Source organism: Ruegeria sp. HKCCA5929, from assembly GCF_013034525.1.
Taxonomy (GTDB): Bacteria; Pseudomonadota; Alphaproteobacteria; order Rhodobacterales; family Rhodobacteraceae; genus Ruegeria.
In genome coordinates, this window is record NZ_WQGE01000004.1 from 362,583 (window position 1) to 374,852 (window position 12,270).

The 12,270-nt window shown below is 54.5% G+C and carries 10 protein-coding genes; 9 read left to right on the plus strand and 1 reads right to left on the minus strand.

What is annotated here, in order from left to right; translation table 11 throughout:
* Nucleotides 1-554 precede the first annotated feature (554 nt).
* The 3 genes from GOV90_RS12815 (at nucleotide 555) to GOV90_RS12825 (ending at nucleotide 5,952) form a co-directional block, all read left to right on the plus strand.
* Nucleotides 555-4,136, plus strand: a complete 3,582-nt coding sequence (locus GOV90_RS12815; protein ID WP_171092611.1) for an adenylate/guanylate cyclase domain-containing protein — start codon at nucleotides 555-557, stop codon at nucleotides 4,134-4,136.
* Between the two features lie 27 nt (nucleotides 4,137-4,163).
* The gene (locus GOV90_RS12820; protein WP_171092613.1) at nucleotides 4,164-4,421 is read left to right on the plus strand and encodes a DUF4242 domain-containing protein; all 258 of its coding nucleotides are present in this window, start codon (nucleotides 4,164-4,166) and stop codon (nucleotides 4,419-4,421) included.
* 115 nt (nucleotides 4,422-4,536) lie between these two features.
* Nucleotides 4,537-5,952, plus strand: a complete 1,416-nt coding sequence (locus tag GOV90_RS12825) for an FAD-binding oxidoreductase (protein WP_171092615.1) — start codon at nucleotides 4,537-4,539, stop codon at nucleotides 5,950-5,952.
* 548 nt (nucleotides 5,953-6,500) lie between these two features.
* Here GOV90_RS12825 and GOV90_RS12830 read toward each other — a convergent pair.
* The gene (locus GOV90_RS12830; RefSeq protein ID WP_171092617.1) at nucleotides 6,501-7,094 is read right to left on the minus strand and encodes a TetR family transcriptional regulator C-terminal domain-containing protein; all 594 of its coding nucleotides are present in this window, start codon (nucleotides 7,092-7,094) and stop codon (nucleotides 6,501-6,503) included.
* A 117-nt stretch (nucleotides 7,095-7,211) separates the two neighbouring features.
* Between GOV90_RS12830 and GOV90_RS12835 the strand changes: the two genes are divergently transcribed.
* The 6 genes from GOV90_RS12835 to GOV90_RS12860 all read left to right on the plus strand — a co-directional run bounded on the left by GOV90_RS12835 (nucleotide 7,212) and on the right by GOV90_RS12860 (nucleotide 12,053).
* Nucleotides 7,212-7,589, plus strand: a complete 378-nt coding sequence (locus GOV90_RS12835; RefSeq protein WP_171092618.1) for a hypothetical protein — start codon at nucleotides 7,212-7,214, stop codon at nucleotides 7,587-7,589.
* 1 nt (nucleotide 7,590) lies between these two features.
* Nucleotides 7,591-8,028 carry a GFA family protein gene (locus tag GOV90_RS12840; protein WP_171172855.1) on the plus strand — a complete coding sequence of 146 codons (438 nt, stop codon included), beginning with the start codon at nucleotides 7,591-7,593 and terminating at the stop codon, nucleotides 8,026-8,028.
* Nucleotides 8,025-8,915 carry a haloalkane dehalogenase gene (locus tag GOV90_RS12845; protein ID WP_171092622.1) on the plus strand — a complete coding sequence of 297 codons (891 nt, stop codon included), beginning with the start codon at nucleotides 8,025-8,027 and terminating at the stop codon, nucleotides 8,913-8,915. Before GOV90_RS12840 ends, GOV90_RS12845 begins: the two co-directional genes overlap by 4 nt.
* 122 nt (nucleotides 8,916-9,037) lie before the next feature.
* Complete coding sequence (locus GOV90_RS12850; protein ID WP_253284668.1) at nucleotides 9,038-9,988, plus strand: HlyD family secretion protein; 951 nt, start codon at nucleotides 9,038-9,040, stop codon at nucleotides 9,986-9,988.
* Nucleotides 9,985-10,911 carry an ABC transporter ATP-binding protein gene (locus tag GOV90_RS12855; protein WP_171092624.1) on the plus strand — a complete coding sequence of 309 codons (927 nt, stop codon included), beginning with the start codon at nucleotides 9,985-9,987 and terminating at the stop codon, nucleotides 10,909-10,911. The genes GOV90_RS12850 and GOV90_RS12855 overlap by 4 nt, the downstream gene beginning before the upstream one ends.
* The gene (locus tag GOV90_RS12860; RefSeq protein ID WP_171092625.1) at nucleotides 10,908-12,053 is read left to right on the plus strand and encodes an ABC transporter permease; all 1,146 of its coding nucleotides are present in this window, start codon (nucleotides 10,908-10,910) and stop codon (nucleotides 12,051-12,053) included. Before GOV90_RS12855 ends, GOV90_RS12860 begins: the two co-directional genes overlap by 4 nt.
* The last annotated feature ends 217 nt before the right edge of the window (nucleotides 12,054-12,270 follow it).

Below are 12,270 nucleotides of genomic sequence, written 5' to 3' on the forward strand. Positions count from 1 at the left end.
ACGGTCGAAGAGAGCACACACAGACGCAACAAATCCAGACTTATGTTTATGTTTGAATATTTCGCCGGGACGAGCACGGCAGGTTTTTGACTCGCGTACGAAATAGTAACTCTCTCAAATTAGCGGAACCACGGTTCTGCGAACGAAACTGAAAATTGCGAGTAGGGTTCATCGATTTGCTGTGCACCCCGAATTTCGACCTTTTTGGATATGTCCACTAAACCAAACAGAATTGCCTCTTGGAGACGCCATTCACTTACCTTTTCAGGATTTTTATTTTGCAACAATCCTGAGGCAGTACGTTCGCTTCGGGCTCAGCGCGGTCTTTGGTTAAAATTTGTCGAATTTCCAGATTTGCTAAAAAACTGATTTCAAAGGAAAACACCGTATTCCTACAGCCAAACAGCTAGTCGCACAGATCTAAAATGCTATTGCAATAGCCAAACTTTTCGGGGGCCAGATGATTGATTGATACTGAAGCTACACATTGAACAATCAACCCGCTTTGAAAGCGGATTCTTGATTAGTGACACGTATCTCAGCATGATCCAAAGATGTCAGTTGAAATAGACCAGTGGTTACAAGATCTCGAACTGAGCCAGTACGCAGACGCATTTGCGGAGAACGATATTGATGCGCGTGTTCTGCCACTACTGTCTGGCGACGACTTAAAAGAGCTTGGAGTAAGTCTGGGTCACCGGAAAATCATGCTCGCTGCAATTTACAAGCTAGTCAGCCTGCAGCAGGCAACTTCGTCGCCACAAGCAACTCGTGAACAAGCGCCCACTTCGGACATAGCGAGAAATGACGATCTGCTCAAAAGGAAGCATAGTGAATCGGCTACTGCAGAGAGGCGTCACGTAACAGTCTTGTTTGCCGATCTAGTTGGTTCCACCGAACTTACTAATCGCTTTGATCCTGAAGATATGCGGGAATTGCTGCAAAACTACCAAGATGCTGTGGCTGGAGCCGTAAGTCGATACGGTGGCTACGTTGCGAAATACTTGGGAGACGGCCTTCTCGTGTTTTTTGGCTGGCCGCGGGCTTACGAAGATCACGCAATTCGGGCGATAAATGCCGGTCTCGAGGCCGTTCGTCGTGTCAAAGAGCTCAAAACTCCAGACGAAGAGTGTTTGTCGGTGAGACTGGGCGTTGCAAGCGGCGATGTCGTGGTTGGCGACACCATCGGTGAAAACACATATGAGGAAGGGGCCATGACCGGTCCGGTTGTCAATCTTGCGGCGAGGATACAAGAACATGCAGAACCAAACTCGGTCGTTTTACCGGCGGAGGAAACCGAGACAGCCCTGCATAGGATATTTGAGTACAAATCCCTTGGAAAGAAAGAGTTAAAGGGTTTTGCTGAACCGCGTACTCTGTTGAAAGTGGTATCGGAACGCAATGCGGAAAGCCGGTTTCGAGCTTCACATCGCGATGATGCTGCCAGCGCGATGATTGGCCGCGACTACGAAAAGGGGATACTACTGCAATCATGGCAACGTGCTCAGAATGGTCACGGAGAGGTTGTTCTGCTGTCCGGTGAAGCCGGGATTGGAAAATCGCGACTTACAGAGGAATTTCTTGCTGACATCGCCGTAAACGACCAAGCCGATGTCATAAGACTGAACTGTTCCCCTTACCTCAGCAGTAGCCCATTTCATCCGGTTGCCCAACGAATTTCCCAAGACGCTGGGGTCGAACCGGACTTCGACGACAATCTGATCCTCGAACATGTCAGGAAGATGCTTGAAGCGCGGCCCGGGCTGGACTGGAAACAAGCTCTGCCTGTCTTTGCAGCGCTGGTCGCACCCCGAAGCGCGCTCGCCCGAACGGTGCTCGAGATGTCACCGCAGGAGCAACGCGACATAACAATCCAAACTTTGATCCATACCGTGCAAGTGCGATCAAACGTACGCCCGGTTATTCTGTGCGTCGAAGATGCTCATTGGATCGATCCTTCCACCCAAGCCTTGTTGGAGCGGTTTAAGTCGATATGCACCGATCTTCCTCTGATGATCCTGATAACCCACAGGCCCGGGTGGGAATTGGCCCGAGACGATGGGGACACGCACGTTCAGTCTCTGGTATTGCGTCGGTTCGATTCTGCGCATGTTTCATACCTTGTCGAAAACATAACCGGGAAAAAACCAGACGATGCCCTGATTGCTACAATCATTGAAAAGACCGACGGCGTACCTTTGTTCGTGGAAGAATTAACCCGGGCGATTGTCGAGGCGGGAGAGCACGGGCAAATCCACATACCCTCGTCTTTGAAAGGCGCGTTGATGGCGCGTCTCGATGCGGTTTCGCCCAAGGCAAAACAGGTCGCGCTCACGGGTTCTGTTATTGGCCGAGAGTTTGAGCCGAGCATATTGAATGCAGCGATGCGTCTTGCAGATTCTGATATCAACAAATGCCTCGAAGAGCTTTCTCGAACCGGCATAATCTTCGAAAGCGGACACAATCGTGGGCATTTTGTATTCCGGCACGCCCTGATCCGCGATACCGCCTATCAGTCCATGCTGAGCTCGACTAGGAAAAGGCAACACGCAGACGTGGCGCGTGCGTTGATACGGACACGGTCCGCTGAGATAGAGCGTCGTCCCGAACTGATCGCTCGCCACCTTTCAGAAGCTGAGGATTGGAGGGCAGCGTTTGAAAAGTGGCAGATTGCGACAGAAATGGCCTTGGCGCGATCTGCCAGCCAGGAGGCGATGACCAACGCCAAGGAAACTCTACGAGCTGCTGAAAACCTGGGCTCAGACTCCGATTCAGAATTGATCAAAAGCAAGATCCTGGTTGGCCGAAGCCATGACAGCCTAGGCCAATTGCCTGAAGGGATAGCGGTTCTGAAGGACGCTTCAAACGCGGCCCGGGCAGTGCACAATGTGGAGTTAGCCGCCGATGCAGCCAACCACTTCGCTGACTCATGTATGATGTCTAGCGAGAGGCACGGTGAAGCAATCGATCTCTGCAATAATGCGCTGAAGGATTTGCCTGATGATGATGAAGTCCGCCGGTGTAGATTGATGAGCCAACTTGCGCGCGCCCACATGTTCGTCGGTCAGTTCTCCGAAGGTGCACGTTTCGGCCAGAAGTCCATGGAACTGGCCGCAAAACTGGGTGATTATAAATCCCAGTTCTCGGTAATGATGATGCATTTCGGGGCCCCGTTCGTAGCGCGGAACGGAAGAGAAGCCCACCATTGGCGCGAAAATCTGGAGGCTATGCATGGTGTGGCCGAGCATCTTGGTAGTATCGATCAAGGGCGGGATCGCACTCTGAGCTTGTTTGTAGGCGCCGAGATGGCAGACCGCGAGTTGATGGACCATTCTTTGAGATTGCTTACCGAGATTTCGGAAAAGGACAATCATCTGCAGCTCTATTGGGTTCAGAAACACGCACGCGCGATGGTTGCAATTATGGACGGCGATTTTGATCAAGCTGAAAAACACGCCACCGAAGCGGTGAAAATTGGTCGAAAGACCCATGGGGAACATGTTGAGGGCGTCTTTGGAGTTCAGATGTTCACCATTCGCCGCGAGCAAAACCGACTGCACGAGGTTGCGCCTGTGATTAAGCAACTGATGACAGACAGCCCCGAAGACATTTCATGGAAGCCCGGTTTTGGTCTTATCGCTGCTGAGCTTGGATACAAAGAACCCGCCGAACGAATACTGAATGAAATGGCTGCCAATGGCTTCGATCTTCCACCAGACGCCATGTATTCAACGACTTTGTCCTATCTGGCCGACATATGTGTCGCCATTCAGCATCAAGAACACGCCAAGACGCTCTATAAAATGCTTGCTCCTTACCAAGAACTGACGATCACCGCTGGGGCCACGACAGTATGCACTGGCGCAGCTGCGCGACGCCTCGGAAGTCTGGGTACGGTTCTGAAGGACTGGGATGTGGCTGAGACGATGTTCCAGAAGGCAATAGAAATTGACACGCGCATGAAATGCCCTCCTTGGGTCGCGCACAGCAAGACGGCATATGCTACTGCACTAAGACAACGCGGCCGCCCGGCTGATGTGGAACAGGCGTTTCAACTGGAAGGGGAAGCGTTGGCAATTTCACAGAAATTGAGTATGGTTTCCCTAAGGTCAAAGCTCGAAGGAGTAGCGAGTTAAGGTAAAAAATCTGGTCTGGGGGACTTCATGCCAAGGTACATAATTGAAAGAAATTTTGCCGAGCAACTAAACGTTACAGACGATGACAAAATTCACATCAAAGAGATCAATGACGAAGTCGGCGTCGAGTGGATTTTCTCGTTTCTCAGTGCAGACAAGCGCAAAACGTACTGCTTGTACGAAGCCCCGGATGAGGAAAGCCTGAGAAAGGCGGCCGAACGCCTGAATATTCCCGCCGACGTGATAACACCTGTGGATCGCATCGACCCGGGAATTTTTGCCTGACCTGCAACATTATTTTCCCAATTCAGTGAAACGCCTTCGCGGGACCACGCGACGGAAACAAATCGACTGAGGCAGCGCTGCAAGAAGCCCGACCTAACAATAGGGAGGCTTACGCATGTTTGATCTGAAAACACTCGACGGTGGTACGGCAACAGTGGAGCAAGACGCGTTGGGCGCTCTTGATGCATCGCTTCGTGGCGGGGTCTATCAGAAGGGCTCCCCTGAATATGAGGATGCAAGAACAACTTGGAACAGCATGTTCGAACGTTACCCAGGCTTCGTAATCCGCGCGCTGGGGGCCAGTGACGTGCAGAAGGCCGTGAACTTTGTTCGGGACGCCGGCCTCGTTATGTCTGTTCGCTCTGGTGGACATCAGATTGCCGGTCACGCTGTTGCAGATGAAACGGTCATGCTTGATCTGTCGCAGATGCGGTCGGTTCACGTCGATCCTGTCAAAAAGACCGCTCGGGTTGCGCCGGGAGCGCTGTTGGCAGACGTAGATCGCGAAACTCAAGCACATGCACTTGCCGTTCCCGTTGGCATCAATTCGACTACGGGTATCGCAGGCCTCACGCTTGGCGGCGGCTTTGGATGGACCACTCGGAAATTTGGTATGACGATCGATAACCTGCTCTCAGCGGAGGTCGTGACTGCGGACGGTGCGATTGTAACCGCCTCGCCCGCAAGCCACCCGGAACTTTTCTGGGCCATTCGCGGTGGGGGTGGGAACTTCGGTGTTGTGACCTCATTCGAGTTCCAACTGCATGAACTCGGACCTGATGTCTTGTCTGGTCTTATTGTTCACCCGATAGAAAATGCGCCAGAACTTCTGGTCGAATTCGCCTCTATTGCGGATAATTCCCCGGATGAGTTGACGGTCTGGAGCGTGATGCGAAAAGCGCCTCCTCTGCCTTTCCTGCCGGCTGAGTGGCATGGGCGCGAGGTGTTGATCTTTGCAGCCTGCTACAGCGGGCCGATGGACGAAGGTGAAAAAGCCATGACAGCATTGCGCGCGCTTGGCGAACCAATTGTCGATGTGATCTCGCCCCATAAGTTCGTAGACTGGCAGGCCGCTTTCGACCCGTTGTTGACACCCGGTGCCCGGAATTACTGGAAAAGTCACGATTTCGATGCACTTTCATCGAGTGCAATCTCGGGACTTCTGGAAGCGATTTCCAGCCTTCCTGACCCGGCGTGTGAAGTTTTTATTGCCCATGTGGGAGGAGCAATGGCGCGCGTCGCGGCCGGTTCGACCGCTTATCCCCAAAGATCTGCTCACTTCATCATGAATGTTCACACGCGTTGGGAGGATCCCAGCAAGGATGCCGATTGTATTGCTTGGGCGCGAGATCTTTACGACCAGATGCAACCGCACGCGACCGGAAGCGCATATGTCAACTTCATGCCTGCAGACGAAGCGGACCACATGACCGGTGCATACGGCGATAATGGTGAACAGCTCTCTAGGATCAAGGGCACATATGACCCGACCAATTTGTTCCGAGTAAACCACAATATTTTGCCCGCTTGATGGAACTCAGAACTCCAAAAACTGGTCCAGGTTGATGTTGAGAGTTCTTCGTTGACGACCAGCGGATCTTTTGTGTTGGCCAATTGTCAAGCTAAGTAGCATTTCAAAGCGGTTAGGCCATTGGTGGTCGTGCACGCAATTGGCGCCAGGAACAGTAAACGACGTTTGGGGGACTCTATTGACGCGTACGTCAGCTTTCTTTCTAGCTGCAACCTAAAATGTACCGAAGTTGCTAAGGAAGCAGCAAATGAGCTTTCATTTGCGATAGACTCTTAGTCTGCGGTGGGCTCGTTGCAGACGTTTGTCAAAATATCGAGAAGGACCGCATCGCGGGACAAAGCTGCGGATAAATCAGTTCGTTAGATTTTTTGTGATAACGGCCCAAACCTGCCGTTGAGTAAGCTGCGCGCGGTGCACTACGGCTTCACCAAAGCGGTCACTCAACAGTCAACCGGAATACAGCAGGGGCAATCCACCATCCAGAACTTCGCTGCAGGCGCGCATTTCTTACGCTGCAAGAGGTTAGGCGCGCCTGTACGTTGGATAACTTATTGGTTTTTCCATCCTTCAATCAGCCCGACCGCCGCCTCGGCGTAGCTCTGCGGAAACTGATCTGAGGTTCGAGCTTTCATGATCGTATGAAGGCCCAGCAAAAGACCGATCAGCACCCGTGCGGCCTCATCCGGATCGGTCTCGGAACGGATGGCCCCGTCATCCTTTGCCTGGCTCAGTATCGCCGCAAACCGCCCCTCCAGTGCGGTCAGGTACCGCTCGATTCGTGCGTTAACCTCGAGATCAGAGCGGTCGAATGAACTAATCGAATTAAAGGCAAGGCACCCAGCATCCTCAATCTTTGGCATCCGCTCCGTTGACGTGATGCCCCGGAACCAACCAGCCAGATCATCCAGCGAATAGGTGTCGGGGTCGGGAAAGTGTTGGGCCTCGGCATTGTTCAGATAAGTATCCAAAGTTTTTAGGAAAAACTTTTCTTTCCCGCCATAGGTGGTTTGCAATGTAAACCGGGTCAGCCCCGTCTCCTGCTCAAGCTCCCGCGTGCTGGCACCGTGGTATCCTCGCCGCCAGAACAGGTCCAGCGCACCTGCCACGGCACTGTCGTGATCCGTCTTGCGTTTTCGCGCCACAGATTTCTCCTTGCATTTTCTATCCGCTTGGATAGTAATCAATTACTATCCACATGGATAGCATTGTGAGCGCGCGGCTGCAAACGCCGTTTGGCCCAACTGAAACGGAGACCTGATGTGACCGCCATAGACCAAACAACCGGGGCCTCAAAGCCCATCGCACTGCGCGTGATCTTCATTCTGAACGCGTTGAAGATCCTGCTGGCCTTTGGCTTCTTCGCCGCGTTCAAGTTCTACGGGCTACAGGTCGGAGAGCTGGTCGGCCCGCAGGCCGCCAACCTGATGCTCTATACGATGCTGGGGTACATGGTGACATTTTCCAGCATCGTTGCGTCCATCCTAAAACGCAGCCTATTCGGCATCCGCGCTGCGATTGCCATTGATTTTCTGGTCTCAATCCCGGCCACCGCGGTCATCGGCTTTGTCATCGCGATCATCAGCATGGGCCTGACCTTCACCGCATCTGTCCGCGCGTATTTTGCGTATCGCGGCTAAGATGAACCCTTCGATGGTTCACCCGAACAAGATCGAGGCGCAATGTATCTGCAGCGCAGTGCGCTATCGGGTGCAAGACAACATGGCCGCCTTCAAACTCTGCTATTGCAGCTTTTGCCAAAGGGCCTCAGGCTCGGCCCATGTTGCGAATGCGTTCACCACGCCCGATCAGATCGAGTGGCTGGAAGGCAAAGACATACTGACCACCTGTGACGTGCCCAATTCCCAAGTTCGTCGGGCGTTTTGCCGAAACTGCGGGACGACGCTGCCATTCGAGACACGGAACGGCAAGTTTCTGGTTGTCCTCGTTGGCAGCCTATTACGCCCGCCGACCCAACCCGTTAACGCGATTGTCGGCTGGGCGTCTCGCCCCACTTGGTATGATGAGGCGCTGGGTTTGATCGAAGAAACGCACAATTCTGAAAGGGCGGCTCAATGAGTACCGAACAAGAGATCTCACCCGACTTCCCGTTTGAATCGAAGTATGTCGAGGTGGATGGGCAGCGCATCCACTATGTTGACGAAGGCGAAGGCGCACCGGTTCTATTTCTACACGGCAATCCGACCTCATCCTATCTTTGGCGCAACATCATCCCCTATGCCGCCCGGCAAAACCGCGCTATCGCAATGGATCTGATCGGTATGGGCAAGTCGGATAAGCCGGATATTCCCTACCGCTTCGTCGATCACGTCCCCTACGTTGACGGATTCATCAAGGCGCTGGGACTGAAGGACGTGACGCTCGTCATTCACGATTGGGGCTCGGCACTGGGGTTCCACCATGCGCACCGGCATCCGGAGAACATACGCGGCATCGCCTTCATGGAAGGCGTCGTGCGTCCAATGACCTGGGCCGGATTTCCGCCAGATTTCCGCGTCGGGTTTCGCTTGATGCGGACGCCCGGTCTGGGTTGGATGATGATCTCGGGGCTGAATTTGTTCGTCGAAAAAATTCTGCCAAGCGCCATTGTGCGTGATTTGACCCCGCAAGAAATGTCGCAATATCGTGCGCCTTTTCCCACAGCACGAAGTCGCAAGCCAGTTCGGGTGTGGCCTTGTGAAATACCGATCGACGACGCACCTTCGGACGTTCATGAGATCGTCGGCGCCTACAGCCATTGGCTGAGAGAAACGCAAACCCCGATGCTGATGTTCCATGCAACGCCCGGAGGCACCATCGGGCCTAAAGAGGTCGAATGGTGCCGTCAGACCATCCAGAATCTAGAAGTGGTGGATATCGGGAAAGGTATTCATTTTCTGCAGGAGGATAACCCCCATCTGATCGGAGAAAAACTGGAGGAGTGGTTGGCACGACTGCCCGCATAAACCAATGCTGCCAAGTTTAGCGGTTGAGCCGTATACATAAATCAGATTTCCTGATTGTATACTTTGACTATTATCCAGCGTGTTCAAAGGCCAAGCACCGGAGGGAAACACTGTTGAATCTGATGATCCCGATACCCTTGATACTGGCGGCTGTACTGCCCGCCTTTCTGGACCGGTGCTCCGGATCCGATTCCAGCGTGGCTTTGGGCGTGCTGGCGCGCGACCGGGTGGCTCTGACCGCGACAGCCAGCGAAATCGTCGTCGATTTGCCTATTGCCGAAGGCGCCGTGGTCAGGGCAGGCGACACGCTGGTTCAGCTTGACCCCACACTGCAAAGCGCAAAGCTGGCGCTGGCGCAGGCTGAACTGGAAAAGGCACAGGCCACGCTTCTGAAACTGCAGGTGGGGCCGCGCGAGGAAGAGATTGCGATAGCCGAAGCCAAAGTCGCGGGCGCTGTTGCGCGCCTTTCCGATGCCGAAGCCATTTATGACCGAAACGCCAGACTGGTCGAGAACTCCGTCGTGACCGAAGCGCAGGTGGCAAATGATCTGGCCCTGCGCGATTCTGCGCGGGCAGAACTGGCCAGCGCTCAGCAATCGCTGAAAGAGCTGCAGAACGGCACCCGCCCCGAAGACCTTGCGGTTGCCGAAGCCAACGTACGGGCCGCCGAAGCGTTGGTTTCCGCCGAGCAAACCGTTTTGGACGACTTGACGGTTACGGCCACCCGCGACGGCGTGCTGGATTCCCTACCGTGGAATTTGGGTGAACGAGTAACATCCGGCAGCCCGGTTGCCGTGATGGTCACGGGCCAGACGCCTTACGCGCGCGTCTATTTGCCTGCGCCGCATCGCGTCAGTCTGAAACCCGGCGACACGCTGGAAGTGCGCGTTGATGGGTTGGCCGATCCGTTGGAAGGCGTGATCCGGTGGATCAGCGACGACTCGTCCTTCACCCCCTATTACGGACTGAACAAGGACGACCGAACCCGGCTTGTCTATTTGGCTGAAATTGACCTGCCCACCGCATCCCCGGACCTGCCCGCCGGAGTACCCGTGCAGGTCCCTATGCCATGAGTGATGTCGTTGTTTCGACGCAGGGTCTGACCCGCCAGTTCGGAGAAAACATCGCCGTTAACAATCTGGACCTTGAGATCAGAAAGGGCCAGATTTACGGGTTTCTCGGCCCCAACGGCTGCGGCAAGACAACGACCATGCGCATGCTGACCGGCCTGCTAACCCCCAGCAGTGGAGCGATCTCGGTTTTGGATCGGTCGATGCCCGAGGCGGCTGAGCCGCTAAAGAACGAGATCGGGTATATGACTCAAATTTTCTCGTACTACCGCGACCTGACAGTGCTGGAAAACCTCCGGTTCGCGGCGGATATCTATGGCATTCCAGCGAAGTCGGCAGCAGGCCGGATCGACGAGCTGCTTCATACTTACGACCTGACGGCCAACGTTCATCAGCTCAGTGGCAGCATGAGCGGCGGACAACGACAAAAACTCGCCCTTGCGGCGACAGTCTTGCACGGACCGAAACTGCTGTTTCTGGACGAACCGACCTCGGCTGTGGACCCCGAAACCCGTCGAACGTTCTGGGAGCAGCTATTTGACCTTGTAGATCAGGGTGCAACAATGATCGTGTCGACCCATTTTATGGACGAGGCCGAGCGCTGTCACCAACTGGCGATTCTACAACACGGTGTGAAAAAGGCAGACGGGTCTCCGCGCCAGCTTATGGATGATCTGCAGGCTGATGTTGTCGAGGTTGAAGGACCGGACCTGCGCAAGGTCAAACGTGCGTTGGACAGCCAGTCCAAGATCCTGTCGACCGCTCAAGTCGGATCGCGGCTGCGAGTGCTGGTAGATAAATCCGAACCTCAGCCGGTGGAAATGTTGCTCGGCCGACTTACTGCGTTTCCCAACCTGTCGCTGACCCCGCAGCGACCAAATCTGGAAGACGTGTTCGTCAGCGCCACACGGGGGCCAGAACAGTGATCTCGCCACGCCGCATCACTGCTGTCCTGAAGAAAGAGCTGCTGCAACTGCGACGAGACCGGATGACGTTCGCCATGGTCATCATGATCCCGCTGATCCAACTGCTGCTGTTTGGCTATGCGATCAACACCAACCTTCGGCACGTGCCCGTGGCGCTGGTGGATGAGTCCAGAACCGAGCTGTCGCGTACGCTGGCACAGATCGTTCAGGCCACGCAAGTCGTAACCATCACCGAAGAGCTGACCACCCCACAGCAGGCCGAGCGCGCGATCACCGAGTCCCGCGTGCGTGCCGCGCTGATCATCCCTAGGGACGTTAGCCAACGCCTTGCCCGCAGCCCGTCCGTCGGGCTGGGCTTGGCCAACGCAACCGACCAAACAAGCAGCCGACCGGTTGCACATTGGATCGTCGATGGCTCGGACACTATGGTGGCCAGCGCAATCAAATCCCTGCGCATGATGCCTTTAACAGAACTTCTGAAACAAGCACCAAATCGGCAGGTGCCGACGTTCGAGGTAACGCTTTACTTCAACCCCGAGCAGCGGTCGGCGGTCAATATCGTGCCGGGTCTTGTCGGCGTTATCCTGACCATGACAATGATCCTGTTCACCTCAGCGGCCATCGTCCGCGAACGCGAGCGGGGTAATATGGAGATGCTGATCAACACCCCAATCAAGTCGATCGAACTGATGATCGGCAAGATTATCCCCTACATTTTCCTCGGCCTGATACAGGTCGCAATCATCCTCGGCCTCGGGCACGTCCTGTTCGATGTCCCGATAAACGGCGGATTGGGCACTTTACTTGTGGTGACCTTGTTGTTCATCATCGCCAGCCTGTCGCTTGGACTGGTGATTTCCACGCTCGCGCAGAACCAATTGCAGTCGATGCAGATGACCATCTTCGTCCTATTGCCCTCGATCCTAATGTCGGGCTTCATGTTCCCCTTCGACGGTATGCCACAACCCGTCCAAATGATCGCACAGGTCCTGCCGGCAACCCACTTCATGGACATGATCCGCGGCGTGGTCCTGCGTGACGCCTCGCTATACGAGTTGCGCTGGGGAATTCTCTGGATGATCGGATTTGCGGCATTCGGGTTGCTGGCGGCGACTCTAAGATTCAAGAAACGGTTGGGTTGAAGACGGCAAGGTCCGGAATACTGAAAAAAAACTTCTGTTACGACCTGTACCCAAGACATTGCAAAGTCAGCTTTCTGCGCTCTGTTGCGATTGGGGCATCACGCTGCATCGCTCAAAGTGGGCTCGGAGCAGTCGTTCCTTGAATTCAACTAAACGTCCGCTTGAGCCTCCCCATTTGAACTGGTCCACCGCTATGTTTAGGAAACGGAGGACCAAG